Source organism: Prescottella equi (assembly GCF_002094305.1).
Lineage (GTDB): Bacteria > Actinomycetota > Actinomycetes > Mycobacteriales > Mycobacteriaceae > Prescottella > Prescottella equi.
On record NZ_LWTX01000001.1, the window covers coordinates 1,033,715 to 1,058,765 of the forward strand.

28 protein-coding genes are annotated in these 25,051 nt (G+C 67.8%); 15 read left to right on the plus strand and 13 right to left on the minus strand.

The window, feature by feature from the left end:
- Nucleotides 1-20: 20 nt before the first annotated feature.
- A complete protein-coding gene (locus A6I89_RS04895; RefSeq protein WP_084967886.1) occupies nucleotides 21-1,229 on the minus strand; it encodes a YbfB/YjiJ family MFS transporter in 1,209 nt (402 codons plus the stop codon).
- A 120-nt stretch (nucleotides 1,230-1,349) separates the two neighbouring features.
- Between A6I89_RS04895 and A6I89_RS04900 the strand changes: the two genes are divergently transcribed.
- From A6I89_RS04900 to A6I89_RS04910, 3 genes are all read left to right on the plus strand, one after another.
- Nucleotides 1,350-1,910, plus strand: a complete 561-nt coding sequence (locus tag A6I89_RS04900) for a TetR/AcrR family transcriptional regulator (protein WP_005512679.1) — start codon at nucleotides 1,350-1,352, stop codon at nucleotides 1,908-1,910.
- A gap of 101 nt (nucleotides 1,911-2,011) precedes the next feature.
- Nucleotides 2,012-2,998: a hypothetical protein gene (locus tag A6I89_RS04905; protein ID WP_022596392.1), complete on the plus strand. Its 987-nt coding sequence runs from the start codon at nucleotides 2,012-2,014 to the stop codon at nucleotides 2,996-2,998.
- 231 nt (nucleotides 2,999-3,229) lie between these two features.
- Complete coding sequence (locus A6I89_RS04910) at nucleotides 3,230-3,883, plus strand: GAF and ANTAR domain-containing protein (RefSeq protein WP_175278990.1); 654 nt, start codon at nucleotides 3,230-3,232, stop codon at nucleotides 3,881-3,883.
- Here A6I89_RS04910 and A6I89_RS04915 read toward each other — a convergent pair.
- From A6I89_RS04915 to A6I89_RS04925, 3 genes are all read right to left on the minus strand, one after another.
- On the minus strand, nucleotides 3,832-4,482 hold the full coding sequence (locus A6I89_RS04915) for a hypothetical protein (RefSeq protein ID WP_232244746.1): 651 nt from the start codon (nucleotides 4,480-4,482) through the stop codon (nucleotides 3,832-3,834). The genes A6I89_RS04910 and A6I89_RS04915 overlap by 52 nt on opposite strands.
- A 49-nt stretch (nucleotides 4,483-4,531) precedes the next feature.
- Nucleotides 4,532-5,503, minus strand: coding sequence for a non-homologous end-joining DNA ligase (gene ligD, locus A6I89_RS04920; protein WP_022596389.1), 972 nt, complete (start codon nucleotides 5,501-5,503; stop codon nucleotides 4,532-4,534).
- Between the two features lie 720 nt (nucleotides 5,504-6,223).
- A complete protein-coding gene (locus A6I89_RS04925; RefSeq protein WP_005512684.1) occupies nucleotides 6,224-6,790 on the minus strand; it encodes a TetR family transcriptional regulator C-terminal domain-containing protein in 567 nt (188 codons plus the stop codon).
- 61 nt (nucleotides 6,791-6,851) lie between these two features.
- Here A6I89_RS04925 and A6I89_RS04930 point away from each other — a divergent pair, with 61 nt between their 5' ends.
- From A6I89_RS04930 to A6I89_RS04965, 8 genes are all read left to right on the plus strand, one after another.
- A complete protein-coding gene (locus tag A6I89_RS04930; protein ID WP_044991151.1) occupies nucleotides 6,852-7,577 on the plus strand; it encodes a CPBP family intramembrane glutamic endopeptidase in 726 nt (241 codons plus the stop codon).
- A 261-nt stretch (nucleotides 7,578-7,838) separates the two neighbouring features.
- Nucleotides 7,839-9,014, plus strand: coding sequence for a serine hydrolase domain-containing protein (locus A6I89_RS04935; protein WP_232244745.1), 1,176 nt, complete (start codon nucleotides 7,839-7,841; stop codon nucleotides 9,012-9,014).
- 145 nt (nucleotides 9,015-9,159) lie between these two features.
- The gene (locus tag A6I89_RS04940) at nucleotides 9,160-9,657 is read left to right on the plus strand and encodes an FBP domain-containing protein (protein ID WP_022596381.1); all 498 of its coding nucleotides are present in this window, start codon (nucleotides 9,160-9,162) and stop codon (nucleotides 9,655-9,657) included.
- Nucleotides 9,657-10,217 (plus strand): TetR/AcrR family transcriptional regulator, encoded by a 561-nt coding sequence (locus A6I89_RS04945; RefSeq protein ID WP_013416271.1) that lies wholly within the window; start codon nucleotides 9,657-9,659, stop codon nucleotides 10,215-10,217. Before A6I89_RS04940 ends, A6I89_RS04945 begins: the two co-directional genes overlap by 1 nt.
- Before the next feature lie 162 nt (nucleotides 10,218-10,379).
- Nucleotides 10,380-10,667, plus strand: coding sequence for a hypothetical protein (locus A6I89_RS04950; RefSeq protein ID WP_005512691.1), 288 nt, complete (start codon nucleotides 10,380-10,382; stop codon nucleotides 10,665-10,667).
- 109 nt (nucleotides 10,668-10,776) lie between these two features.
- The gene (locus A6I89_RS04955) at nucleotides 10,777-11,307 is read left to right on the plus strand and encodes a nuclear transport factor 2 family protein (RefSeq protein ID WP_022596379.1); all 531 of its coding nucleotides are present in this window, start codon (nucleotides 10,777-10,779) and stop codon (nucleotides 11,305-11,307) included.
- Nucleotides 11,304-12,176 carry an LLM class F420-dependent oxidoreductase gene (locus tag A6I89_RS04960; protein ID WP_022596377.1) on the plus strand — a complete coding sequence of 291 codons (873 nt, stop codon included), beginning with the start codon at nucleotides 11,304-11,306 and terminating at the stop codon, nucleotides 12,174-12,176. Before A6I89_RS04955 ends, A6I89_RS04960 begins: the two co-directional genes overlap by 4 nt.
- A gap of 255 nt (nucleotides 12,177-12,431) precedes the next feature.
- Complete coding sequence (locus A6I89_RS04965; protein WP_013416267.1) at nucleotides 12,432-12,890, plus strand: Hsp20/alpha crystallin family protein; 459 nt, start codon at nucleotides 12,432-12,434, stop codon at nucleotides 12,888-12,890.
- A 275-nt stretch (nucleotides 12,891-13,165) separates the two neighbouring features.
- Here A6I89_RS04965 and A6I89_RS04970 read toward each other — a convergent pair whose 3' ends face one another.
- The 4 genes from A6I89_RS04970 to A6I89_RS04985 all read right to left on the minus strand — a co-directional run bounded on the left by A6I89_RS04970 (nucleotide 13,166) and on the right by A6I89_RS04985 (nucleotide 17,079).
- The gene (locus A6I89_RS04970; RefSeq protein WP_022596375.1) at nucleotides 13,166-14,200 is read right to left on the minus strand and encodes an AAA family ATPase; all 1,035 of its coding nucleotides are present in this window, start codon (nucleotides 14,198-14,200) and stop codon (nucleotides 13,166-13,168) included.
- A 14-nt stretch (nucleotides 14,201-14,214) separates the two neighbouring features.
- Nucleotides 14,215-15,252 (minus strand): aliphatic amidase, encoded by a 1,038-nt coding sequence (locus A6I89_RS04975; protein ID WP_013416265.1) that lies wholly within the window; start codon nucleotides 15,250-15,252, stop codon nucleotides 14,215-14,217.
- A 36-nt stretch (nucleotides 15,253-15,288) separates the two neighbouring features.
- Complete coding sequence (locus A6I89_RS04980) at nucleotides 15,289-15,924, minus strand: AmiS/UreI family transporter (protein WP_022596374.1); 636 nt, start codon at nucleotides 15,922-15,924, stop codon at nucleotides 15,289-15,291.
- A gap of 81 nt (nucleotides 15,925-16,005) precedes the next feature.
- Nucleotides 16,006-17,079 carry a substrate-binding domain-containing protein gene (locus A6I89_RS04985; RefSeq protein ID WP_022596372.1) on the minus strand — a complete coding sequence of 358 codons (1,074 nt, stop codon included), beginning with the start codon at nucleotides 17,077-17,079 and terminating at the stop codon, nucleotides 16,006-16,008.
- A gap of 107 nt (nucleotides 17,080-17,186) precedes the next feature.
- Between A6I89_RS04985 and A6I89_RS04990 the strand changes: the two genes are divergently transcribed.
- Together A6I89_RS04990 and A6I89_RS04995 are read left to right on the plus strand one after the other, a co-directional pair.
- Nucleotides 17,187-17,627: a MarR family winged helix-turn-helix transcriptional regulator gene (locus A6I89_RS04990; RefSeq protein WP_005512710.1), complete on the plus strand. Its 441-nt coding sequence runs from the start codon at nucleotides 17,187-17,189 to the stop codon at nucleotides 17,625-17,627.
- A gap of 479 nt (nucleotides 17,628-18,106) precedes the next feature.
- Nucleotides 18,107-19,567, plus strand: coding sequence for a DNA-3-methyladenine glycosylase 2 family protein (locus A6I89_RS04995; RefSeq protein WP_022596368.1), 1,461 nt, complete (start codon nucleotides 18,107-18,109; stop codon nucleotides 19,565-19,567).
- Between the two features lie 10 nt (nucleotides 19,568-19,577).
- Here A6I89_RS04995 and A6I89_RS05000 read toward each other — a convergent pair whose 3' ends face one another.
- Nucleotides 19,578-20,375: an SDR family oxidoreductase gene (locus tag A6I89_RS05000; RefSeq protein ID WP_044991149.1), complete on the minus strand. Its 798-nt coding sequence runs from the start codon at nucleotides 20,373-20,375 to the stop codon at nucleotides 19,578-19,580.
- Between the two features lie 42 nt (nucleotides 20,376-20,417).
- Between A6I89_RS05000 and A6I89_RS05005 the strand changes: the two genes are divergently transcribed.
- Both A6I89_RS05005 and A6I89_RS05010 read left to right on the plus strand, forming a co-directional pair.
- Nucleotides 20,418-20,939, plus strand: a complete 522-nt coding sequence (locus A6I89_RS05005) for a metallophosphoesterase family protein (protein ID WP_022596366.1) — start codon at nucleotides 20,418-20,420, stop codon at nucleotides 20,937-20,939.
- Nucleotides 20,940-21,064: 125 nt separating this feature from the next.
- Nucleotides 21,065-22,570, plus strand: coding sequence for a Mur ligase family protein (locus A6I89_RS05010; RefSeq protein WP_005512716.1), 1,506 nt, complete (start codon nucleotides 21,065-21,067; stop codon nucleotides 22,568-22,570).
- On the opposite strand, the gene A6I89_RS05015 is transcribed toward A6I89_RS05010, so the two are convergent.
- From A6I89_RS05015 to A6I89_RS05030, 4 genes are all read right to left on the minus strand, one after another.
- Nucleotides 22,567-23,178 carry a TetR/AcrR family transcriptional regulator gene (locus tag A6I89_RS05015; RefSeq protein ID WP_022596365.1) on the minus strand — a complete coding sequence of 204 codons (612 nt, stop codon included), beginning with the start codon at nucleotides 23,176-23,178 and terminating at the stop codon, nucleotides 22,567-22,569. The genes A6I89_RS05010 and A6I89_RS05015 overlap by 4 nt on opposite strands.
- Nucleotides 23,166-23,426, minus strand: coding sequence for a hypothetical protein (locus A6I89_RS05020; protein ID WP_044991148.1), 261 nt, complete (start codon nucleotides 23,424-23,426; stop codon nucleotides 23,166-23,168). The genes A6I89_RS05015 and A6I89_RS05020 overlap by 13 nt, the downstream gene beginning before the upstream one ends.
- Nucleotides 23,423-23,842 carry a hypothetical protein gene (locus A6I89_RS05025; RefSeq protein WP_022596363.1) on the minus strand — a complete coding sequence of 140 codons (420 nt, stop codon included), beginning with the start codon at nucleotides 23,840-23,842 and terminating at the stop codon, nucleotides 23,423-23,425. The genes A6I89_RS05020 and A6I89_RS05025 overlap by 4 nt, the downstream gene beginning before the upstream one ends.
- 103 nt (nucleotides 23,843-23,945) lie before the next feature.
- Complete coding sequence (locus A6I89_RS05030; RefSeq protein WP_022596362.1) at nucleotides 23,946-25,049, minus strand: carboxylate-amine ligase; 1,104 nt, start codon at nucleotides 25,047-25,049, stop codon at nucleotides 23,946-23,948.
- Between the last annotated feature and the right edge of the window lie 2 nt (nucleotides 25,050-25,051).

Below are 25,051 nucleotides of genomic sequence, written 5' to 3' on the forward strand. Positions count from 1 at the left end.
TCGATCCTCGATGGGGCCGATCATGTCCTGCGGAATCGGGCAGGCGGCGTCACGGCGACGGCGGCGAGAGCCACACCTGCGGACATCCAGAACGAGGTCGTGAGACCCGCCCGGTCTGCCACGAAGCCGAGCACGGGCGCGGCCGCGGCCTGGCCGACGGCGACGAGCAGGAACGCGAGCCCCACACCGGTGGCGGGTTGCGTGGGGTAGACGCGAGTGCTCCACACCAGCAGGACTCCCGTGACGGCGATGTAGACGGCACCGAACAGCGCCGAGGCCGCCACGGCGACGGCGGGCTGGCGGGAAGCCGCGGCCAGGAGGGCGGTCGCGGCGCACACCGCCGCGGTCGACATCGTCCAGGCGCGTTGCAGTCCCACCCGGCGCACCAACTCGCCGGACACGGCCCCCAGTAGGCCCGACACTCCCAGCACGATCCATGCGGTCGTCGCCAACGTGCGGTCGTGACCTCCCACGGTGACGAGCAGTTCCTGACCGAAGGTCCACACGGCCGCCGTGGCGGCGCCCACCACGGCGGCGGCTCCGAGCATCCGGAGGGCTCCGGACGGGAACACCGCGTGCCGCGTCGTGGGCTCGTCGGTGCCTGCCGGCCGCGGTGCGTCGCCGACGGCGGACGGGACATGGATCCGCACCCACACGGTCACCGCCGCGGCGACGGCGGCGAACGCGAGCCATGCTGCCCGCCAACGGTCTTCGGCCAGCAAGGCGACCGGGCCGGAGATTGCGACGCCCAGGCCGGTGCCGGCGTTGACGATGGTCTGGATTCGGTCGCGGTGCCGCGGGACGACTCTCAGTGCGATCGCGTGGCCCAGTGGCGGGGACGCGACCCCGGTGCCGACTCCGGCGATGGTGACGCCGGCGGCCAGCACGACAGCGTTGGGGGCAACCGCGATGAGCGCGGTCCCCGCCGTCGCCAAGGAGCCCGCGGCGACGGCTACGGCGCGTGCGCCTAAGCGCGGCGTGCCCGTCGTCGCGGCGACCACACCCACGCAGTACGAGGCGTAGCCGGCTGCCGCGATCAGTCCCGTCTGGCCGGCCGTGAGGGTGAAGGACTCGCGGAACTCGGGCACGAACAACCCGTATGCGAAGCGCGCCAGGCCGTAACAGACTGCGATCAAGGACAGTCCCGCGCCGGCCAAGCCTATTGTGCGCGTCGGTGAGAGCGTCGGACCGGAGCCGCCGACCGCTTGTGCCGGCTTCGTGAAGGACATGACATGACTCCCTTCGGTCGTCCGTGTGGAATCGGCGCCTGCCGGTTGGGTATACCGATCTGTGAAGTACGTGTTCTCACGCTAGGTATACTGGTCGGTGAAGTCAAGGAGGATGGTGTGATGGTGGCATCCGGGGGTCGGCTCACCGACGGGGCGCGTAAGATTCTCGACTCGGCATCGGAGCTGTTCTACCGCAACGGTATCCACGCGGTTGGGGTGGACGCGATCGCCGCCGGCGCGGGCGTCACCAAGCGCACCCTCTACGACCGATTCGGCTCGAAGGATGCGCTGGTGGTCGCGTACCTCACCGAGCGGGACAGGCGGTGGTGGGAGCGGTTCGAGGAGCGACTCGCGACGGCGCCGCGACCACGGGTCCTGGCCGTCTTCGATTCCTATCGCGCGGACGTCGACGAGGGGGACCGGGGTTGCGCCTTCATCAATGCGGCTGCCGAGCTGCCCTTCTCCCACCCGGCCTACGACGTCATCCGCGATCACAAGCAGCGTGTCCACGAACGGATGGCGCAGTTGGTCTCCGAGGACGGTGTCGCGGACGACCCGCGGGAGGTCGCGGAGCATCTCTACCTGTTGCTCGAGGGTGCGGTCTCTCACCGCGGGATCGACGGATCCGATCAGCGCCTGCGGCGAGCCGGAGAGCTCGCCGAGCGGATCCTGGCCGGATAGCGGCGCGGCGGCGTGCCCGAGGGCGCTTGCGGCACGTCGTGCCGCAAGTGATTGGCGCGGGAGGGATTCGGGTAGCCCACGGCGCGGACGAAGTTTCCCCTATGGCAAGCACTGCCGGAACGGAGAATGCGGTGACCGACACCTCGACGCTCGTCGTGCAGTTACGCACCCTGCTCGAGCTGACCAATTCCGAGATCCAGTTGGCCGACACCCGCCGCGCGCAGGCGCGGACCGAGGCCGTGGCGACCGAACTCGCGCGCAACGCCGACAATGCGCGGGGACGGGCCGACGCAATCGAGCGAACTCTGCGGGACCTCGGTGGGCTACCCTCCCTGGTCGGCCCGATGGTCGGGCGGGCCACGGCCGTCCTGAAGGCACTGGCGGAACAGGCGCAGCCGTTCGAGGAAGCACTGCTGGCCGACCTCGCCCTCGAACACCAGTTGCTCGACCGCGCCCGGTATCTGAAGGCCTTGGCCACCGCGGAACGGCGCGAGGACGTGGCAAAGCTGGCAGACCGCCTGATCACAGCGCATTCGGCGACCGTGGAGTGGTTGACCACCGTGCTGGCGGAGGAGGCGCTCGGTGGTCCCGTGGCGCTGCGCCGAACCCCTGCGCAGGCGGCGGCCGGGGTGGCGGTGCGCTGGATGAACGCTCCCGTGTCCTGGTCGGCGCGAGGGATCGACCAGATGATGGACGCGGTGCGTTCCGCGGGTCCTCGTTTCGATCGGCTGCTGAGCCGCGGGGCGTACGCCGGCGACGTGGCGACGCGCACGATCGCCGCAGGTCGCGACGGCGCCTTGGAGCGGGCCGAGGAGGTCACGCGTGATCGTGGGGTCGACGCGGTGGCCGACGCCCTGCACGGGGTACGGGCATCCACGGGCGCGCTGCGGCCCGACGAACTGCCGATCGCCGACTACGACGACATGAACGTCTCCCGCGCGGTGGCCGCGATCAAGGAACTGACGGATCCCGCCGATGTGCGCGTCATCGTCGCCTACGAGGAGGCGAACAAGAACCGGCACGGCGTCGTCTCTGCAGCTCAGACGCGCCTTGCCGCGATAGCACAGGAGGTTGTCGGCGTCCGGTGACGGACGACGCCACCAGCTGCGCTGCTGAACCGATAACGCCTGACCGACGGCGTCCGAAGCCATGCGGCTGATCGCCAGGCTACTCGTCCGAAAAGGCGAGTGGATCGCCCGCGCGCAGGGCCGCATCAGTGGAAACATGGATGCGTGGCACACGACGGAGGCGACGAGGGCGGCAGCGCAGCGACGACGCCGCGAAACGTGGAGCGGCACGTACGGGTCGCGATCGAAGCCATGGCGCGGGACATGCGCGACGAGCACGCCAGTCTCGACGGCACGCTCGAGGTGATCACTCGCGCCGCGGTCGAGCTCGTTCCCGGGGCCGAGCACGCGGACATCACGCTGGCCGTGCGGGGCGGGCGTCTGGAATCGCGCGCCGGGACATCCGAGTTGCCGAGCCGGATCGACGACCTGCAACAGTTGGTCGACGACGGTCCGTGCCTGCAGGCGATCTGGGAGCACGAGACGGTTCGGGTGGACGACATGGCGCACGAGGACCGGTGGCCGCGATTCGCGCCCCGTGCCGCGGACGCGGGGATCGGCTCGATGCTCGCCTTCCAGCTCTACACCACCGAGTCGAACCTGGGCGCGCTCAATCTGTTGAGTGCCTCTCCCCATGCGTTCGACTCCACCTCGGTGAGCGTCGGGGGTTCACTGGCCACGCATGCGGCGATCGCGGTGATCGCAGCTCAGCGCGAGGAGCAGTTCGGGGAGGCACTCCAGTCACGGGACACCATCGGGCAGGCCAAGGGGATGCTCATGGAGAGATTCTCGGTGGACGCTGATCACGCGTTCGGCCTACTGCGCAAGTTGTCGCAGGAACGCAACGTGCCGATCTACGACATCGCGCGCAAACTCACCGAGGGGGATGAACGCCCGGCCGTCTGACTCCGCCCGTCGGTCAGACCGATTCGGCGCTGTTCGCCGACTCGACGAACCGGGACCAGTACGGCACGCGGACGGTGATGGGCGAGAGAGACTTTCGGCCTCGGCCGGGAGGGAGCTGCGTTGCGCAGATACTCGACGAGGTCCGCACCGTAGTAGATGACGTTGGTCTGCCATACGGAGAGGACCGGTGAGCCCGCCGGCGAGGGGGCCGCGGGGGTGAAACGGTGCCGATAGATCGGGATGAGGCGTGGCCAGGACTCGAGTTGCCGGCGCACGGTTGTTGCGACCTCCTCGGGCGTCGCGGGCAATTCTCCCCACGATGCTGGCCAGAAGGGCGGCGTCTGGTGTAGTGCATCCCAGATGAAACCCTCGGCGACCCTGTCGAGCCAGGTGGTCAACTCGGGATCGTCGCCGCTGCGCCAGTCGGGCCAGCCGTCGCCGAGCGGTAGAGCAGCCGCCAAGAGGCTGCGATGGTCTGGGTTGAAGTGGAATCCGAAGCGCTCGTGGACGGAGGTGAACTCGGCGTCGGACAGGCCCGGTCCGAGCGCGACACCGTCCGCGTCGAGCAGTTCTGCCGCCTCGAACCCGATAGCTTCCATTCGAGCAGTGTCGCAGCCGCGTCGGCCGTGGGCGACAACCGATCCATCTTCAGTGACGGCCGGGGAGGTCGACTTCGGCGGGGGTTTTGTCGTCGCGTAGGCCCTTCCAGCTGGGATGTCGCAGACTGCCTCCGGTGTATTGGCGGTACTCGACGTCGCCCACCAGTTGGGGCTCGACCCAGTGCGCGTCTTTCGCGTCCCGGCTCGGGGGCGGCGCGGCAAGCGGGCTCGCGGGCCGCTCGAGTGTGGCCAGTTGCTCGCGCAACGATCGGCGCAGTGCGGTGGTGAAGCCGGTGCCGACATGTCCGATGTAGACGAGGCGACCATCGTCGTCGTATGCGCCGAGCAGTAGAGAGCCGACTCCGTGACGTGCTGCGCCGTTGCCGTCGACCCAGCCCACGACGACGGCCTCGGTGTTCTTGCGCAGTGGAGTCTTGATCCACTCCGGCGCGCGTCGACCCGGCCGGTAGGTGGAGTCGACGCGCTTGGCGACCACGCCCTCGAGGTGGTGCTCGCGGGCCAGGTCGAGCATCCGGTGGCCGTCCACGCCGGTCCAGAACGGCGGAACCTGCACTTGCCGCCCCGATATCCGGAGGTCGTCGAGCATCCGGCGCCGCTCCAGGTACGTCCGGCCGATGGTCGATTCGCCATCGAGGGCCAGGACGTCGAACGCGTAGTAGATGACCGGAAAGTCGTTGCGTAACTGGGTCGTAGGACGAGCGACGTGCATCCGGCGTTGCAGCCGACCGAACGACGGCCGACCCTTCGCGTCGAGCGCCACGATCTCGCCGTCCAGGACGACGGCATGGTCGTCGACGGCCTCGGCTATCGGCCCGGTCAGTTCGGGAAACGCCGTGGTGATGTCGTTGCCGTTGCGGCTGAAGAGTCGGACACCGCCGTCGCGAACATCGGTGACGGCGCGTTGTCCGTCCCACTTCATCTCGAACGCCCAGCCCTCACCGGCCGGAGGCTCGCCGAGCGTGGCGAGCATCGGCGCGGGAGGAGTCGGCGCGGCACTCATAGTCCAGATTCTGCTCGGTCGTGCCGGTCAGGCGGGGCCGAATTCCGAGTGTTGCGCGCCGAACTGTGTTGTCTGGGAGCAGCGAGGAGGATGGCGCGGATTGTGGAGGCATTGATTCAGCTTCCTCGGTCCGGTCCTGGGTACTGGACGCCGAATGGTTGTGAACCGAGTTGGAGGCACGCGCTTGTGGCTGCCAGGGGCAGTGGCATCTCAGCGAGGTTCCGTCGTTGCGGAGACGGCGCCATCTCCGGACCGTAGGCGCACCGGCATGCCGGCGGTATCTCGCGGCACCTCGACGGTGCTTGTGCCCGTCGCCGAGACAGCGTCCACCGCGTAACCGCCCGGGGCTCGCCCGCGCGAGCGCCAGACGAGTCCCGGGGTCGCCGGCCTATCGGTCGAACGGGAGGGTCAGATGTCGCCGAAGGCTGCCGCGTAGCGGATGACGGCCACTGTGCACAGGACCGCACACGGTCCTGTGCACAGTGGCCGGGGGACCCGATCTACGCGCGGGGCGGCAGTACGCAGCCCACGAGGGCGCTGGCCTCGTCGAGAGTGACCAGTGACAGTCCGTCGATCCACGCGGGCTCCTGGCGCAGCACCTCGGCAGGTTCCATGGCAACGGCAGACCCCGCTCCTCCCTTGCCGATTCTCCTTGGCTGCGGATGCGCTCCCGAGATCCGTTGTTCGTCGGCACCGACGCATCGTGATGTCGGCCGCCGGTCACTGCGTTGCCTTCTCCAGTGCACGATCGAGTTCTTCCTGCGCTGCTTCGTCGGGTAGTCCTGTCGTGAGCATGCGCACCGTCAGCCCGGTCGTCACCGTAGTCAGGGTGGCGGCTACGTGCGGCGCATCTGCAGAAGGGGAGGTGTGCGCGACAAGGCGTTCGAGGTTTTCTCGTAAGTGACGCTCGCTGCTTTCGAGGCGTTCGGCGACCTCCTGATCGGTCATGGCCGCGGCAGTGAGCGTAAGCCAAACCCTGCACTCGAACCGCCGATCGTCATCGAGAGGGAGTAACTCGAGCAGTGCCGCGCGCAGGGTGTCGAGTCGGGTCAGCCCCGTGTCGATTTCTCGGGCTCGGGCGATCACGCGACGCTCGAGAGTGTCCATCGCGGCGTGCATGATCGCCTCGCGGGTGGGGGCGTAATGCTGGGCTGTGGCGAGGGCCATCCCTGCCTGTCTGGCCACGGAACGCACCGACAGTCCTTGGTGCCCTGCGCGTTCGAGCACAACACAGGCCGCTGTGCCTATGAGGTTTCGGCGTTCGGCATGGTCGACGATCTTGGGCATAGTGACATTCTACTATTTCGGTCATTTGACCTAAATAGGTCATTTGACTAGTTTGGCGGAGGTGACGACGCCTGATTCGAAGTCCGCCGATTCGCGAAACGGCTACACCTGGTTCTCCTACGCGGAGATATTGCTTGTACTAGCGGTGGGTATCGGACTGGCGAACAGCGCACTGGTCGAGCGTGTAGCTGAGGTTCCACGGCATCTGGGCGCATCCGAGATGGTTGCCCTGACCGCGGCGTGGGCCACGATTAACGGTGTGCAACTTGCCGTCGGGTTGGCACTCGTCTACCGCCGTTACGGCACGGTCGCCGGCCCGCTGATGCTTACCCGCCCCACCCGGGCCCATGTTGGGGCCGGTGCGGGTTGGGGACTGGCGAAGGCGGTGTTCACGACGGTCCTCGCTGTGGCCCTACCGGCTTCTCTTGCCAGTGACGGCGGTGGTGAAGGTGGTTACCCCGCCGGGGCATTCGCCGCACAGCTCAGCTTCGCCTTCTTTTTCGGTGCGATCGCATCACCGCTGTACGAGGAAGTGCTGTACCGCGGCATCGTGTTCAACGGAATCGCCGCCAGGATGCCCGCCGCCGCCGCTGTCGTTCTCGTCTCGACAATGTTCGCACTCGCGCATCTCCCCCGAGTGTTCAACACGATCAGCGCCTTCTTTGCCGGATTGCTGTTCGCGTGGCTCCTGCACCGGTATCGGAACCTCTGGGTTCCCATCGTCGCCCACATGGTCAGCAACGGCGCCATGACGTTGGCCGCTTTCGCTGTCATCTCCAGCGCATAACGCTTCCGCTGACTGCGGCGCCAGGTTCAGGTGCTCGTCGAGTCCGGCCGGGGGTGCGCTGGGGCGGACTGCATGATCTGTGACACACGAAAACCGATGGTGCCCAAATTGAAACAGCGGTCAAACGGACGTTTGTTTCAATCTGGTTGACGGCGGTAAGGATGTTGTTACCCCGAGCGATTCGGGCCCCGATCCGTCCTAGCATCGGCGTGTCCGTTGATCGATGTCTCGAGGTGTCATGTGAAGTCTTTCCATCGCAGGGTGTTGGTACCTGTTCTCGCTGTGGCCTTTTCCGGTGCCGTCGCGCTGTCCCCGTCCATCGATGCGCCGGCTCGGGCGGCGACGATCGGGGCCCCCGGCTGGCTCGGCTCCACCGGTTCGCTGGGCTCTCTCGGCGGTTCCGTCGAGGACCCGTCGTGCGCGGCTGTCGCTCAGCGGCTCGGCGCCATCATGGCGGAGCAGGGGGTTCCCGGCGCCCAGGTCATCTACGCGGACCGTGGGACCGAGCGCGAATTCGACTACGGGGTGGCGAGTGCTGCCACGGGTAGGCCGGTGACTGCCGAGACGGTGTTCGAGGCGGCATCGCTGACGAAGGTGGTCGCCTCGTACGTCGTGCTGCAATTGGTGGACGAGGGGTTGCTCGATCTCGACACGCCGCTGTCGGAGTACTTCGACTACTCGCGGATCGCGGGAGATCCGGCGGCGCAACGGATCACCGGGCGGATGGTACTGACGCACACGTCCGGCCTCCCGAACTGGGCGACCGGACCGTCCAGCCCGGAGTTCGAGACCACACCGGTCAGCACCACTTTCGAACCCGGGACCCAGTGGTCGTACTCCGGAGAGGGCTTCTACTACCTGCAGAAGACCGTCGAATCGCTGACCGGCAAATCGTTCGACCAACTGGTTCGGGAGCGGGTCTTCGAGCGATTCGGGATGGCGGGAAGCGATCTCGTCACCAATCCTGCGTTCGACGCCGTCACATCCGTCGGCCACACCGCCGACGGCGCCGCCCGGCCGGTACGCAACTTCCCCCGCGCGAACATCGCCTACACCCTGCGGACCACGGCGGGTGACTACGACAAGTTCCTTCGCGGCGCGCTGCTGGACGGCGAGGGCCTCGAACCTGCCACGCGCCAGATGATGTTCACTCCCTTCGGTAGTGCCGACCACGGCGGCAGCGACCAGGACGCGATCGACCACATCAAGTGGGGCCTCGGTATCGGGCTGCAGAGCAATGAACTCGGGGACGCGATCTGGCACTGGGGCGACAACGGCCCGTACAAGGCCTTCTTCATCGCCTATCCCGAAACCGGCCGCAGTCTTGTGATCATGACGAACAGCGAGAACGGTCTGAACGCAGTAGACGACGTGGTTCGCGAGTTCTTCGGATCGAACACGATGTACGCGACCAGGTGGATCAAGGAAGCCGAGTAGGCGGCCTCGCGACTCGCCGGCCGAGGAGAGTCGATGTCGGCAGCCACGCCCGCGTACGCACGAACCTCCAAGTTGTATCGTGATACAAATTGTATCCGTGTACAAGTTAGGGGGAAACGACGTGCGGTCCATGACGAGGGCGGAAGTGCGTGCCTCTATCGTCAATCTCGATCCGGTGCAGAAGAGAGTGCACCTACCGGTCGGATTCGACGAGGTGCGTTGGCCGCGCATCGACTACCTCGGCTGGCGAGACCTGCGGGCTCCGCTGCGGGTCTATCTGGTCGCCGACGTCGAGGGCGAGGCGCTCGGTGTGATGCTCCGGCAGAACCCGAATCAAGCCGCACATTCCTCGCGCGCGGTGATGTGCGACCTGTGTCGGTTTGCGCGGCGGTTCAACGAGGTGTCACTCTTCACTGCCCCGCGCCCGTCCCGCGACAAGCGTCAGCGGTTGAGTACGCTCGGGCTTCACGTCTGCACCGACCTCGACTGCAGTGTGAACGTCCACAGCAAGCCGATCGTCGGCCCACTCGATCCTCCGGCCGAGGAGACGATCGAACGGCGTCGGCAGGGCCTCCGCGAACGAACGGCTGCCTTCCTGAAGTCGGCGTCCCATCCCGAGCGAGAAGCACGACGGAGGCAATGATGGCGTATCTGGCACGTGCGGAGCGTCGACGCTCGATCGTCGAGGCGGCTGCGGCCATCGTGGCGAAGGAAGGCCTCAGTGCTGTTACGGCCCGTACGGTGGCGGAGCAACTCGGTGGTTCGCAGGGGCAAATCCACCATCACTTCTCGTCGACCGATGAACTTGCCGCGGAAGCGTGGCGCCAATACTCCGCTAGCGAGATCGACGCCTATGAAGGCGAAGTACAGGGACTCGAACCGATCGACGCCTTGATCGAGTTCTTTCGCGATCTGCTGGGTGGAACGGATGGCCGGTCGATGGCCAGATGGGCCGAGGCGGCGGCCCATGCGCAGCTACGGAAGCCGATCGCAGACAGCTACATCGAGTCGCTGTCCCGGTTGACCGAAGTACTCGCAGCCGTTTTGTGCCGCCGGAACGCGGACTTCACGCATGCCCGTGAGGCGGCGGGCCGGTTGCTCATGCTGGCCGTCGGTCTCGCCGGAATGGTCCGCATCACTGACGCTCCGCCGATTTCCGTGTCCTCCGTCATGCTCACGGCGATCCGGGCCGAGTGCGAATGAATCGGGCACTGCTACGCCGTGCGCGCAGGGGCGCGTCGCCGGGTCGATTCGCGGCCGGGGAGAGGAGAATGTGACCTTCAGGTGATGCCGCTGTGTCCCGTTCTACCGCAGGACACGCGCATGCTGGAACCTCGAACCCGTACCTCGAGGAAGAGGGTCGGCATGAACACTCATCGACTGCCGCTCGACCGTGCGCACACCACCCGGGAGCATCCGGGCGAATCGATCGACGACACGAGGAACTGGCCCGGGCTGGGACTGATCGGCCTCGGTATAGCCACGCTCGGGATGGCGCTGGTCGCTGCCGGCTACGGGTTCGAGGGCTGGGCCGTCATCGCAGGCACGGCATGCGCGCTGTTCTTCATGGCAGGGGCGAGCATCGTGGTGGCCGAGCATGCGCACGTGAAGCACATGGAGCATCGGCACCTGAGAGATCACCTCGGGCACTGAGCCTCGAATTCGCCCGGCACGCCGACGGGTCCGAGGTTCACCGCCGCGTCTTCTCGCCCAGCAGGATGTGGACCGCGTGAGGCCGACGGCTTCTCTACGTTCGTTCGGTATGAACGAGCAACGCAGCGAGTGGTCCGATCGCCAACAGATCCACGACGTCGTCCTGCGGTACTGCCGCGGAATAGACCGGCTGGACTTCGACCTCGTCCGGTCGGCGTATCACCCGGACGGAATCGATCATCACACCGGGTTCGAGGGCACCCTGGACGAGTACATCGCCTGGGTCGAGCCCAAGCTGCGCGCCCGGCGCGGTGGGACGATGCACATGGTCGGCAACCATCTGGTCGAACTACTCGGCGACACCGCCATCAGCGAGACGTACGGGACGTCGGTTCACTGGGGTGAGCCGGCCGACGATCCGCGGACGAATTTCACCAGCGGCGTGCGGTTCATCGACCACATGGAATGGCGGGACGGTCGCTGGGCCATCGCCGAGCGGTGGGCCGCCCGGGAGTGGACGCGGTCGGACGCCGGCCGGTTCATGCCGAAGGAGGGCGCCGGACCGTCCGGCAGCAGGGACGGCGACGATCCGCTGATCCAGCTGCAGCGCAGGCTGTACGGGGCGGAGGCACGGGCATGAAGGTGGGTATCAGCTCGCCGATCGTGGCGCTCGCGGGCAACCGACCCGAGTGGGAGGCCACCGCCGGCACCGCCGAACTGGTCCGGGTGGCGCAGGCTGCCGACCGCCTCGGGTACGAGTTCATGACGTGTGGGGACCACGTGGCGGTCCCACCGGGTCTGCCGCGCGGAGAACGCTTCTACGATCCGCTCGCGACGTTCTCGTTCCTGGCCGGGCAGACACACCGGCTGCGATTCCTGCCGTACGTCCTGGTGTTGCCGTTCTATCACCCCCTGGAGATCGCCAAGCGGTACGGGACGCTCGATCACCTCAGCGGCGGGCGACTGATCCTGGCGTTCGGTGTCGGGAACCTGAAGGAGGAGTTCGACATGCTCGGGGTTCCCTTCGAGGACCGTGGACCGCGCGCCGACGACGCCCTGCGGGCCCTGCGCGCGGCGTTGTCCGGCCGCGTGGTGTCCTATGAGGGGCCGTACCACTCGTTCCGGGACATGGTGGTCGACCCGCACGCCGCGCAGGCGCGGGTTCCGATGTGGATCGGTGGGCACAGCGAGCGTGCACTGCGCCGGGCCGTGACCCTCGCCGACGGCTGGGCGCCGGCGCCGCAGGCCTTCCGCGGTCCCAGTCCCGAGCTGATGCGCGAGATGCTCGACCGGCACGAGTTGCCCGACGATTTCGACGTCGTCTTCTCGCCGAACCACCGGCTCGATCCCGTCGACGCTCCCGGCCAGGTGGCCGACGTGATCGCCACGGCGGAGAAGGCGGGCGCCACACAGATCAACCTGACGGTCCGCCACGACTCCCTCGGGCACTACCTCGAGCAGCTCGCGGCGTTCGCGGAGATTGCCGGCCTCGACATCCGATCGGGCTAGCGTCCGCCCGAGCCGGTGACGGCGCCGACCGGCCGCTGCTTCGATCCGATCCCCACCGCGGGAGTGAGTCGGCCGGTCGTCGACGTGGTTGTGCAGCAGTGGGATTGGTGTGAGTCGGCGTCGTGGGCGCGTCGAAAACTCGACCCGGAATCCTCTTGGCACTCTCGGTCGGGGAGTGCTAAATTTCATGGTGCACACGTTGTTCGGATGCCCGTCGACGTGACGGGCACTGGAAAGCTCGGGAGGTGTTCTGCTGTGCTTCGCTTCGATCCCTTCACCGATGTCGACGCACTCACTCGCAGCCTGATGTCCAACGCCGTGGGTACCTCGCGTGTCCCGCAGTTCATGCCCATGGACCTGTATCGGGTAGACGACCACTATGTGCTCCACGCCGATCTGCCCGGCGTCGACCCCGGCTCGGTCGACGTCGACGTCGAGAACGGCACGCTCACGCTGACCGCGCATCGCAGCGCGCCCTCGGCAGAGCACGTCCAGTGGCTCGCGTCGGAAAGGTTCACCGGAACCTATCGTCGGCAGTTGTCACTCGGCGACGGCGTCGACGCCGAGAACATCTCTGCCACCTACGAGAACGGTGTCCTGACCGTGATGATCCCGGTCGCCGAACGGGCCAAGCCACGGAAGATCGAGGTCACTCGTCTCGCATCCGACACCCAGCACACCATCGAGGCGGGGACGGGGGAGACGTCGACCTGACCCGACGGCACAGCTGCGTCCGGCGTAGCACCTCGCGGATCGGTTGAAGCCGCGGCAGGGGTTCGATCCGGTCTGATGCGGGTGGCGTCCCGGCCCGTAGGACGCGGGCCGGGACTCCGTTGGTCAGTGTCGTTGATGGTGTCGGCGCGGCGCTGTTCGAAAGGACCGGGTGTGTGCACCTGCGACGGCGGGAGACACGAGCGTGCGTGGACGGTAGGCCTCGAGCGCGGTGGCCCGGTCCGGTACCGGGCCACCCCGCAGACGGATTCCGCAGATCAGCTGCGGGTGACACGGACTCTTCCGGCGGTCACCCGCGTGCGGAGATGGAGTGGTTCCGATCCAACAGGCCCGTGTTCGAGGACCGCTGCCGCGATCGGATCGGCCAGTACCGTACGTACAGTGCGTCGCAGCCCGCGCGCGCCGTAGACGGGGTCGAAGCCCTGACCGCAGAGCAGCGCGACGACGTCGGGTCCGATCTCCACGCTGATCGACCGCCTGGCCAGCCGGCGTGCGACCACGTCGATCTCGAGACCGGCAACCTCGCGGGCGGTCGCGTCGTCGAGTCCGTTCAGCACCACGGTTTCGTCGAGGCGGTTGAAGAACTCCGGATCGAAGAAGCGCTCGACGGCGCGCCGGACAACTTTCTCGTCGTCCGGCGGGTGTCGGCGGCCCAGCCGCCCCCACAGGGTGCGGCGGCGGGCGGCCAGTTCGACGGACCCGAGATTCGACGTCAGGAACACGTAGCTGTTGCGGAACGAGATTGTCTGCTGCCCGTTCGCCAGCTGGAGCACGCCGTGGTCGAGAATCTGCAGCAGTGCACGTAGGACCGTCGTGTCGGCCTTCTCCACCTCGTCGAACAGGACGATCCCAGGTGTGTACGGATCGCCTTCGATGGCGCCGCGGTCGAACAGGGTGAACGATTCCTTGCTGCCGGCGTATCCGGGAGGCGCGCCGGAGAAGGACGCCGCGTAGTGTTCCTGCGCAAGCGCGTTCATGTCGATTCGGCACATATCGTCCGGTCCGGAGCGCAGCGCGGCGGCGACTTGCCGTACCAGTTCGGTCTTGCCGACACCGGTCGGTCCGGTAAGGAGGATGTTCGCGAGCGGGCGGGACGGATCGTTGGCGCCTACCGAGGCCAACGAGACCGCCCGTACGACGGCGTCGATTGCGTTGCGTTGTCCGACGATCCGCGAACCGAGGCGGTCGGTGAGTGCGGTGGGATCGAAAGCGCCGACGGGCCGGAGTGGCTGTGCCACCACATCCGTGGGCGCTCGGTTCTGCTCGTGGAACATGTCTGTGAGATAGGGCATGGCGGACCTCCTCGTCAGGCCTCGGAGGTCTGTTCGACGGGCAGCGATCCCACCCTGCAATCCGCCACGCCGACAGTGTCTCTCGTGATCGACTCGACGCGCTCTCGGGCCTTCTCGGCATCGGTGACCCACAGCTTGTAGAACTCGAAGGGGCAATCCGCCACGCCCTTGTCGCCGTCACCTGCAGCGTGAATGCCGGAGTAGCCGCGATGCAACAACTTGAACAGGTGGTTCTGGGACTGGTCGTTCTCGCGGGCGTCTCGAATGGCGGAGACCGACAACTGTGCGTACTGGATGCCGTACTCCTCCTCGCCTGTCTCGCCGAGGGTGCGGCCGTCGAACCCGATGATCGCCGAGTGGCCGAAATACGAATACACTCCGTCGAATCCGGCGGCGTTCGCTACGGCGACGTAGCAGTTGTTCGCCCACGCCATGGCCTTCGACATGAGGACCTGTTGGTCCTTCGCCGGATACATGTACCCTTGGCAGCGCACGATCAGTTCGGCGCCCTTCATTGCGCAGTCCCGCCAGATCTCGGGGTAGTTGCCGTCGTCGCATACGATGAGCGAGATCTTCAAGCCCTTCGGCCCCTCGGTCACGTGTGTGGTGTCGCCCGGATACCAGCCTTCGATCGGGCACCACGGCAGGATCTTTCGGTACTTCTGCACGATCTCGCCCCTGTTGTTCACGAGGATCAGGGTGTTGTAGGGCGGCTTGTTCGGATGTTCTTCGTGCTGCTCGCCGGTGATCGAGAAGACGCCCCAGGTGTCGGCTTCGCGGCACGCGGCCGAGAAGATCGCGGTCTCGTCGCCGGGAATCGTTGCCGCCGTCTCGTACATCTCTCGTTCGTCGTACATGATTCCCTGCGTGGAGTACTCAGGGAACACCACCAGGTCGAGCCCTGGCAGTCCCGACTTCATGCCGATCATCATGTCGGCGATTCGTCGTGCGTTGTCGAGGACTCCGGCCTTGTCGTGCAGTCGAGGCATCTTGTAATTCACCACCGCCACTCCGACGGTGTCGTTGCTCGAGGAGATATCTCCGTGTCGCATGATCGTTCCTCTCGTTGATTGCGTTGCAGGGCAGAGTTAGTGGGGGCTGAGGTGGAGTTCGGCAGTATCGGGCACCCGGCGCCGGGCGGCTGGCAGGCCCAGGGTCGCGGCGACTGCGACGAGCGCTGCCAGCCCGGCGGCCCACAGTGCTGCAGCACCAGATGAGCTCGGAAGATTGCCCGTCAGCGCCAGGAACGCAGGAAGCGTGCAGGTGGGTTGGCTGAGTAGTAGGGCCGTCCAGCCCGTGAATCGGGTGAGCTCCTCCCGTCCGGCGCCGAGGACCAGGAAGAACAGGGTCCAGAGCCCGGCCCAGGCCAGCCAGATGACACCGAACACGGGGTCGTCGACGACGCTGAAGGAGATCAGGCTGTAGGCACCCGCTGCGGCGGCGACGAAGATCGAGAACCAGCCGACGCCACGAGGATCGAGCCCGGCGAGGTTGCCGATCCCGACGTACAGGTACGTGAAGCCGAACAGGTACAGACCCGACGCGGCGAGGGTCACCGCGGAGTCGCCGTCCGCCTGTATCAGCATCGCCGTCGGGACGATGCACTGGAGCGCCCCGACGAACAGGTTCAGGATCGCCGCCGATTTCGGTGGCACCGCTCCGAGCAGCATCAGCCCGTTCACGAACAGGACCGCACCCACGTACAGCAGACCGACACTGCCCATCGGACACCTCAGATCACTTTCAAATGGAATGATTTCAAATGAAAGTAAGTGGTGTGCGCCACAGTGTCAAGAGGTGGTCGATCAGAGTGTGGTCACGATGTCGAAGTCGACACCGTTCGCCATGGCGAGGTGAATTCGCTGACGAGCTACTCGGTTTCGGAACTCAACGGTCCCCCGTGGGCCGTCGTATGCTGCGCCGTCGACGACGGAATCGAGTGCCGCGGTGGACGGATTTCCCGCACGGTGGATGAGGTTGGCGAGGGTCTGGATGCCCTCGTAGCAGGACTCCGCGGCGTTGTTCAGTGGCGGCGCTGCCGCGCCGTGTAGCGAAACGTAGCGGCCGACGAGATCCATCGAGTCGGCGTCGACGAGCGAGCGGAAGTATGCGGCGGCTACGAACAAACTTCGCGTGGCGTGCGGCCCGCTCGCGAGCAGCATGTTCTCCTCCATGAGGGGACTGAACCGCACGATGTGCTCGTCGAGTCCACGGCGGGCGAAGGCGCGGTTGAAGTCGACGGCGTCCTGACCCACCAAAAGCATCAGAACGCCGTCGCACAATGATGCGCGGACTGCGTCCACCACGCGGTTCATGTTGCCGCGGCCGAGGTCTACGAATGCCTCGCCCACGATCTCGAGACCGAGCTCGTGGGCATACGCCCGCACGGCGCCCAGTGATCCGTGCGGCCAGATGTAATCGTCGCCGACCACGAACCATCGACGGGTGTCGAGGTTGTCCCGCAACCATTTCAGGGCCGGAGCAATCTGTTGGCGAGGCGTCTCGCCGCAGCAGAAGATGCCGCTGCGCGTCTCGCCGCCTTCGTAAAGCGAGGTGTAGGAGTACGGGACGCGTCCCGTGACGACCGGTGCGAGCGCGTGGCGCACGGACGAGATGTGCCAACCGCTCACCGCGTCCACGGCGCCGGCGGACACCAGTCGGTGCACCTCCGCGGCGATCGCCGCAGGGTCCAGACCGCCGTCCACGACATGGAGGGCGGCCTCGCGGCCGAGAACGCCTCCGGTGTTGTTGATGTCGTGCACGGCCAGTTCGCCGATCGCCTCGCACGACGGCCCGAACAATCCGGCCGGCCCCTGGAGCGGAACCACCATCGCCACTCGCCACTGCGCGGCGCGGACGCGGTCGAGTACGGCGCTCATGTCGTCGCCTCCGCGGCGTCGTAGGTGAGGGGCTGTGCTCGGGTTATCATTTCATTTGAAAGTATTGCTTGTGGGGTGTGAACTACGCAACAGCTCGGGAGTGGGTCGTGTCGGACGATAGTGCCATCGCAGTAGGCGACGTGTCGGTGACCGCTGCGCTGCTGAGGGCGGCCCGAGTGGCAGCGCAGGCGACGGACGACGCATTCGCCGCGGACAAGCTCACCGTCGACCACTACCTGGTGCTGGACACGCTGGCGGCCCGTCCGGGAGCGACGATGGCGGAGCTGCGGGTCGATACACGGATCCCGGCACCGACTCTCACCCGTGTCGTGGATCGGCTCGTGTCGATCGCCGCTGTCTACCGTGAGGTCGACCCCGACGACCGGCGCAAAGTGCGTGTCCATCCGAGTCCGCGGGGACGGCAGTTGCACGCCCGCTTGTCGCTGACGGTGCGCGACGTCGAGGAGCAATGGCTCGGGGAGCTACCCGCTCCGGAATCTGCCGATCTGGTCCGGGCGCTGGCAGGTTTGGTGCGAGTGGGCCCCTGACGGTTCGGGAGCAGGTGCGGCGAGGCTTCGAGGGGCTACGACGTCCTGCGGCCACTGAGCCGGTGGCCGTCGAGGTCTCTCCGCGGTCCACAGGCCGCTCCGGTTGGCGAGTCACGTATCCGTTCGCGGCGCGCCTTGTGGCTACGTCGAGCGAAGCGCTACCGCCGCACGAACGCTCACGGCTCCGGATGCGGCTGTGGGTCCGAACCGTTCGTACACGGTACGAGGGCGGTCGAACACTGATCGCCTCCATCAAGGGAGAGGGGTGAGTATCCAGTGCTGACAAAGATCTTGACGCGAGCGGCGGTGGTCTGCTCGACCGTCGCCGTGGTCGCGGGCGGAGCGGACGGGACAGCGGCGGCGTAAACGACCTCGGCGGCTCCGTGGCAGCCCGCCAAGACGTCGACCCCAGCGAGCGGTCCTCGAACGCGACGTCCGATTTCCGCTGGCCCGATCGAACTCGTCCACCGCATGCTGGTGTGGTGATCAGCGACGAGGCCAGGTACGAGGCGGTGTGCAGTCGTGATGCGCGGTTCGACGGCGACTTCTTCTTCGCGGTGGCCACCACCGGTATCTACTGTCGGCCGAGTTGTCCGGCGACCACCCCCAAACGTGTGAACGTCCGCTTCTTCCCCACCGCGGCCGCTGCACAGGGCGCCGGATTCCGCGCCTGTCGCCGCTGCCGCCCCGACGCCGTCCCCGGTTCGGTGGCGTGGGACGTCAGGGCCGACCTGGTCGGGCGCGCCATGCGCCTGATCGCCGACGGCGTCGTCGACCGGGAGGGTGTCTCGGGGCTCGCTTACCGACTCGGGTACAGCGCTCGCCAGGTTCAGCGCCAACTCAACGCCGAGGTCGGGGCGGGCCCGACGGCGCTGGCGCGGGCCCAGCGCGCGCACACGGCACGGGTCCTGCTCCAGACCACGTCGATGCCGGTGACCGATGTCGCGTTCGCGGCCGGGTTCGCCAGCGTGCGGCAGTTCAACGACACCATCCGTGAGATCTACGCGGCCAACCCCACCGGGCTGCGCGCCGCCCGCCCCCGGACCCCCACCCGGTTCGGTGACGTAGGCGCCCCCGGCACGGCGGCGGGTATCCCACTGCGCCTGCCTTTCCGCGGGCACTATTCGGCCGCAGTGACTTTCGACGTCCTCGCCGCCGATCTGGTACCGGGCGTCGAGGAGATGACCGGTGTCCGTCCCACCCGCCGCTACCGTCGCACGTTGCGCCTTCCCCGCGGTGTCGGGATCGCCGAGGTCGGGGAGGACAGCGGCGACGGGTGGCTGCCCTGCCACCTGTGCCTGCAGGACCTGCGCGACCTCACGACCGCGACGCAACGCGTCCGGCGCCTGTTCGACCTCGACGCAGATCCCGACGCGGTGGCCGAGCGGCTGGGCGCGGACCGGGCGCTCGCCGACGCCGTGGCGGCCCGACCCGGTCTGCGTTCTCCGGGAACCGTCGACCCGGAGGAATTCGCGCTCCGCGCGGTCGCCGGCCGGGCCGGCGCCCTCCTGGCGCGGCGCTATGGGCAGCCGCTGGTCACTGCCCGCGGCGGCCTGACCCACCTGTTCCCCCGAGCCGAGGATCTGGCCGACCGTTCGTTCGGGGAACTGTCCGATCCCCTCCGGCGGACGCTTCGAGGGCTCGCTCGGAGGCTGGCCTCGGGCGCGGTCACACTCGACCCGGGCGTCGACCGCGCCGCCGCGGAGAAGGCCCTCGGCGACATTCCCGGCCTCCCACCGGGCACTGCCGCCCACATCCGGATGCGGGGCCTGGGCGACCCCGACGTCCTGTCGACCGAGGATCCCGCCGTCCGGGCGGCAATGGACCGGTTCGGCATCGATGCGGTGGATGTCGACCGCTGGCGGCCGTGGCGGACCTACGCCGGACTCCACCTCGTCGCGGCTTGTCGCGACGCGGGGGTCGGACGTAGCGCCGAATAGCTGGGCGCAGTCAGAGTTCGCGCCAGCTGCCGTCGGCCATGTCGTGCCCGTGCGCGGCCATGAGCATCAGGCCGCCGTCCACCGGGATCGAGCGGCCGGTGAGATACGACGCGCGCGGCGACGCGAGAAAGGCGACGACGGCGGCGATCTCGTCGACGTGCCCCGGGCGCCCGGTCGGATTGCCGGGACGGTCCTCGCGGAAAGCGTCGGGTTCGTCCATACCGGTCATCGGGGTGGCGATCTCGCCGGGAGCGACGGCGTTGACGGTGATGTCGTACCGGGCGAGTTCGAGTGCGAGGCACTGGGTCAGCATTCCCAGGCCGGCCTTGGCCGTGCAGTAGGCGGCCGCGCCCAGGCGTGGTACGTGCTCGTGGACGCTGGTGATATTGACGATCCGTCCACCCCTGCCCGTTTCGACCATCCGGCGCGCGGCCCGTTGCGCGCACAGGAACGGGCCGTCGAGATCGGTGGCGAGCATCTCCCGCCACCGGGCGTAGGTCAGGTCGAGCGCCCGGTCCCGGTGACCGGCGCCGGCATTGTTCACCAACACCCCCAATCCACCGAGCTGTTCGGCGAGGTGATCGACGGTGTCGCCGGTATCCGGACTCGTCAGATCCTGGCGGGCGACGTAGCAGCGTCGTCCGCGTTGCTCGACGGCGGCGCGGGTGTCCGCAGCCCCGGCCTCGTCGGTGTGGAACGTGATGCCGACGTCGTACCCGTCGGAGGCGAGGAGTTGCGCGGTTGCCCTGCCCATGCCGGAGTCTGCACCGGTCACGATGGCGAGTCGGTCGTGTGTGGGGACGGTCATGCTCGCCGTGTACCCATCGAGCGCGAGCGGCACACTGGTGAGATGAGGCTCCTGCTGCTGGCCGACACCCACGTCCCGGCCCGAGCGCGGTCGCTGCCGCCCGCGGTGTGGGACGAGGTCGATCGCGCCGACGTCGTCGTCCATGCGGGCGACTGGGTCGACGTCGGGTTGCTCGATCAGCTCGAGGGAAGGGCTCGGCGGCTGGTCGCCTGCTGGGGCAACAACGACGGTCCCGCACTGCGGGAACGGCTTCCGGAGATCGCGCGGGTGACGCTCGAAGGGGTGCGTCTCGCGGTGGTCCACGAGACGGGAGCAGCGGCGGGAAGGGAGAAGCGGGCGGAGGCGGCGTACCCCGACACCGACGTGCTCGTGTTCGGGCACTCGCACATCCCGTGGGACACGACAGCCCCGGGCGGACTGCGTCTGCTCAACCCGGGCTCACCGACGGATCGGCGCCGGCAGCCGCATTGCACGTACATGACGGCGACGGCCCTGGGCGGGGTGTTGAACGAGGTGGAGTTGCATCGCCTTCCCGTGCGGTCCGTCGGCTCGCCCGGCCGCTGAGCGCCTGCGCAGTCGGGCAGTTCCGTCGCCGAGATGTCGAGACGGCGCGGATCGGGAATGCCCCGACCGTCAGGGACACGATCGTTCACCGGCGGCAACCGCCCCGAGGGTGGTCAACTTGTCGGATGGACCTCGAGGACCTGTGGACGCCGGTTTCTCCCCGCACGTTGCGTGAGGTCGTCGACCGCCTGTGCGAGGCGGGGCACGTGGTTGCCGACGCCCCCGTGGACGACCGGCGGGTGATCACCGGAGTGTGTCAGGACTCCCGGCGTGTCCGCCCGGGTGACCTCTACGCTGCACTGCCGGGACGTCGGCACCACGGTGCGGATTTCGCCTCGGAGGCAACCGCGCGCGGCGCTGTCGCGATGCTGAGCGACCGGCCGTCGGACATCGTGCCGACGGTCGTCGTCGACGATCCACGCGTGGCACTGGGACCGCTCGCGGCATGGGCGTACGGAAATCCGTCGACCGCCTTCGACCTGTACGGCGTGACAGGGACGAACGGCAAGACCAGCACCGTCTACCTGCTCGAGGCCGCTCTCGTGGCGGCGGGTCTCCGGACGGGGGTGGTCACCGGTGTCACGGTGCGGGGACCCGGCACGGTCCGGCCCGCGACGCGGACCACGCCGGAAGCGTGTGAGCTGCAGCAGAGCTTCGTCGAGTTCGTCGAGGAAGGAGTGGACGCGGTCGCGATGGAGGTGTCGAGCCACGGACTGGCCGAACACCGGATCGACGGATCCCGTTTCGACGTCGGAGTCTTCACCAACCTCGCGCGTGACCACCTCGACTACCACCCCGACATGGAGGCCTACTACGCAGCAAAGGCACGTCTGTTCGAACGCGACCTCTGCGAACGCGCGGCCGTCTGCATCGACGACGACTACGGCCGCCGGCTCGCGGCCGAGGTCGCGGTTCCACACCTGACGTTCTCGGCACGCGATCCCGGTGCCGACGTGTACGCGACGACGGTGCGGGCACAACGGTGGGGGAGCACGTTCACTCTGCACCACCGGGGCGAACGGGTACCGGTTCGGTTGCGGGTCCTCGGCGGGCACCAGGTGGACAATGCTGTCGCGGCCCTCGCTGCGCTGTCCGTCCGAGGAATCGACCTCGGCGCTGCCGTGGCCGGGATCGAGGCACTCGACGCGATCCCCGGGCGGCTCGAGCGTGTGGACGTCGGGCAACCGTTCCTCGCGTTGGTCGACTACGTGCACAACACCGCCGGTCAGCATCGGCTGTTCCCCTATCTGCGTTCGGTGACGCCAGGGCGGATCGTGGTTGTGCTGGGCGCCACCGGCGAGCGTGATCCCGGCAAGCGCGCTCCGCTCGGATTCACCGCTGCGCGATACGCGGAGGTGGTCGTCGTGACGGACGAGAGCGCCTTCTCCGACGACGCCGCCGATCTCCGCGACGCCGTTGCGGCGGGAGCGCGCCGGGCCGGGACGGCAGAGGTGGTGGTGATCCCGGATCGCGGGGAGGCGATCGCGGTAGCCGTGGACCTGGCCGGTGCCGGGGACACCGTGCTCCTCGCGGGACGCGGGCACGACCCGGCACTCGTCGACGACGGCGTGGCGACCGCGTTCGACGATCGGGCCGCGCTGCGCAACGCCCTGCTGACGCGGGCCTACTAGCCCTGCACCCCGGGTTCTCGTACCCCGAGCGCGCGCAGAATGAACGGCACGGTGCGTGCGACGGCGGAATCCGTTCTTCCTCCCGCGACCAGTCCCGGGCGCTGGGATTCCAGACACGCCATGATCAACTGGCGCGTGGCTGCCGGATCGGCGTCCGCGAACACTCCACCGTCGATACCGTCCCGCAGCAGATCCTCGAACAGCTCCGCGAGTGGTTCCAGGTGCGTGAAGAAGACGTGTCGATCCTCGGGTGCGAGCATCGACGCGACGGAGGCGGCGACACCGCGCTGCAGGGAGAATTCGATGAGGACCAGCTTGACGAGGACCTGCAAGCGGTCGACGGGGTCGATGCGGTCCGCGAGTTCGCGCGCGGCCAACGCCATGAATCGCGTCATCTCGCGTTCGGACCAGGCCAGCAACAGTGTGGTCCGGTCGGGGAAGTAGTTGTACACCGCGGTGCGCGCCACTCCCGCCCGTTCCGCGATCGTCTGCAGTTTGAGGTCCTGCCAAGGTCTTTGGTGCAGTTCGACGGCGAACGCGTCGAGCATTGCGTCACGCGTCGCAGCCTTGTGCTCGGCCAGCGTGGTCCCACCTGTCAGTTTGGGCATCGGCGGTGTTCCTCGTTCGTGGTCGGGGCGTCGTGGCCGAACAGTTCGGCCACGACCCACGGGTCACCCTGCAACGCCGCCAGCCGATCGAGGACGAGGACGGTCGACACGCGCTCGAGGGCCGCGGCGACGGCCTCGATCTGGATCTCCGACAGGCTGCCGCGCCGCGCCAGGCGCTCGAGCTCCACCGCGACCGTTCGTCTCGTTCTGAGCCGAACCGCGCCGACGACGTCCGCCGGTCCGCTCACGCGCGAGCCCTCCGCCACAGATCGGCGGTGGCACGGACCGTCGCGACCGCGAGCGCCAGGACCACGAGCACATTCACGAGATAGAGATCGCTCACGACTGCGAGTCGGGCGGCATGGCCGTGCAGCATCGGCGGGAACATCGCGGCGACGAACAATCCCAGCGACAGACCCGTCACGCGGTCTCCGGCGCGCGCGAGCGGAACGGACAGTACCTGGACGATGGCGGCGAACTGGGCCGCGTAGCCCAGATTCAGCAGGAGCGCGGAATCGGCCGAATTCTGCCAGCCGACAGCCAGTTGCGCCGAAGCGAGAATCACCGCGGACGCGGCGGCGCCGGCCAGGGCCGACAACGCCATCTGCCGGCGCCGCGGTAGCCGGATCCCGTCGGTATGAACGTGTACATCGATCGTCGGCACCGAGTCGACCCTTCTTTATGACGACAAGTCGTCACAAAAACTAGCAGGACGCCTTTCGTGTCGTCCCGCACGGCCCGTGATCGCCAGTCGGGTGGTCTGCTGCCTAGCAACCCTGCAGGGTGAGGTCTGCGACCGTCTCGACCACGTCGAAGATCGAGTGCCGTCGCCGGAAGGCCGAAAGCTGCCGTCGAGCACCGTTTCCCGCTGCCACCCGACGCCGGAGCCCGTCTTCTGCGACGGCTCGCAACCCCTGGTGGTCGAGGGCGTCGCCCACGCTGTCGATCATCCGCTCGAGCAGGACCGAGGCGGGGACGACGGTCACCGTCGCGGGGTCCACACCCACGCCGTCCAGCCCGTCGCGGGCGGCGCGCCAGTAGGCGGCGTCGAGCACGTGGCCGGGTACATCCGCGACGTCCGAGCCGGCTTCTGCGTCTCGCAGCGCCGTCACCACGAGCGCGCGCACGAGTACCGCGAGCAGCACCGACTCCTCGACGGTCGCCGGAACGTCGCTCACCCGCACTTCCACCGTCGGAAACCGTGCGGACGGCCGCACGTCCCAGTAGACCATTCCACGATCGAGGATGTTGCCGGTGTCGACCATCGCCGCGACGACGCGGTCGAACTCGTGCGCATCCCTGAACAGTGGGGGAGCGCCGGCGCTGGGCCAGCGTCGCCACATGACCGAACGCCAACTCGCACAACCGGTATCGACCCCGCTGTAGATCGGGGAGTTCGCAGTGAGAGCCAACAGCGATGGCAGCCAGGGGCGTAGGCGGTTGCCGACTGCGATCGCACAGTCCCGGTCCGGCACCGCCACGTGGATGTGGCAGCCGCACACGCCGTGCTGCCGCGCCAGGATCCCGAAGGCTCGCTCCATCGATCGGTAACGGTCGTCGTCGCTGACCTGGTGTTCGCGGGGTCCGACGAGAGGGACCGCGGAGGCGAGCAGTCGACAGCCGCATCGGGCCGCCGCCTGCGCGGCCGCGGAACGCAGCTGGGCCAGCTGCGTGGTCAGCTCCTCCGGCCCGGTGCACACCGGGGAGGTCGTCTCGATCTGACAGGCACCCAGTTCGCGTTGGAGCTCCACACCGGCGCGGTGAGCTTCGGCGACCACGGCGTCGTTGTCCATCCGCGGCCACGCGGTGACCGGGTCGACGAGGAGGAACTCTTCCTCGACCCCGACGGTGGGATTCCACCGCGACGGCATCG

Coding starts and splice junctions, on each gene's coding strand:
- A6I89_RS04915 (WP_232244746.1), bottom strand. CDS start 4,482: ATGGAAGCTATCGGGTTCGAGGCGGCAGAACTGCTCGACGCGGACGGT.
- A6I89_RS04910 (WP_175278990.1), top strand. CDS start 3,230: ATGGCGCGGGACATGCGCGACGAGCACGCCAGTCTCGACGGCACGCTC.
- A6I89_RS05010 (WP_005512716.1), top strand. CDS start 21,065: ATGGACCTCGAGGACCTGTGGACGCCGGTTTCTCCCCGCACGTTGCGT.
- A6I89_RS04945 (WP_013416271.1), top strand. CDS start 9,657: ATGGCGTATCTGGCACGTGCGGAGCGTCGACGCTCGATCGTCGAGGCG.
- A6I89_RS05005 (WP_022596366.1), top strand. CDS start 20,418: ATGAGGCTCCTGCTGCTGGCCGACACCCACGTCCCGGCCCGAGCGCGG.
- ligD (WP_022596389.1), bottom strand. CDS start 5,503: ATGAGTGCCGCGCCGACTCCTCCCGCGCCGATGCTCGCCACGCTCGGC.
- A6I89_RS04925 (WP_005512684.1), bottom strand. CDS start 6,790: ATGCCCAAGATCGTCGACCATGCCGAACGCCGAAACCTCATAGGCACA.
- A6I89_RS04900 (WP_005512679.1), top strand. CDS start 1,350: ATGGTGGCATCCGGGGGTCGGCTCACCGACGGGGCGCGTAAGATTCTC.
- A6I89_RS05015 (WP_022596365.1), bottom strand. CDS start 23,178: ATGCCCAAACTGACAGGTGGGACCACGCTGGCCGAGCACAAGGCTGCG.
- A6I89_RS04970 (WP_022596375.1), bottom strand. CDS start 14,200: ATGCCCTATCTCACAGACATGTTCCACGAGCAGAACCGAGCGCCCACG.
- A6I89_RS04985 (WP_022596372.1), bottom strand. CDS start 17,079: ATGAGCGCCGTACTCGACCGCGTCCGCGCCGCGCAGTGGCGAGTGGCG.
- A6I89_RS04950 (WP_005512691.1), top strand. CDS start 10,380: ATGAACACTCATCGACTGCCGCTCGACCGTGCGCACACCACCCGGGAG.
- A6I89_RS04960 (WP_022596377.1), top strand. CDS start 11,304: ATGAAGGTGGGTATCAGCTCGCCGATCGTGGCGCTCGCGGGCAACCGA.
- A6I89_RS04975 (WP_013416265.1), bottom strand. CDS start 15,252: ATGCGACACGGAGATATCTCCTCGAGCAACGACACCGTCGGAGTGGCG.
- A6I89_RS04980 (WP_022596374.1), bottom strand. CDS start 15,924: ATGGGCAGTGTCGGTCTGCTGTACGTGGGTGCGGTCCTGTTCGTGAAC.
- A6I89_RS04895 (WP_084967886.1), bottom strand. CDS start 1,229: ATGTCCTTCACGAAGCCGGCACAAGCGGTCGGCGGCTCCGGTCCGACG.
- A6I89_RS05030 (WP_022596362.1), bottom strand. CDS start 25,049: ATGCCGTCGCGGTGGAATCCCACCGTCGGGGTCGAGGAAGAGTTCCTC.
- A6I89_RS04905 (WP_022596392.1), top strand. CDS start 2,012: ATGGCAAGCACTGCCGGAACGGAGAATGCGGTGACCGACACCTCGACG.
- A6I89_RS05000 (WP_044991149.1), bottom strand. CDS start 20,375: ATGACCGTCCCCACACACGACCGACTCGCCATCGTGACCGGTGCAGAC.
- A6I89_RS04955 (WP_022596379.1), top strand. CDS start 10,777: ATGAACGAGCAACGCAGCGAGTGGTCCGATCGCCAACAGATCCACGAC.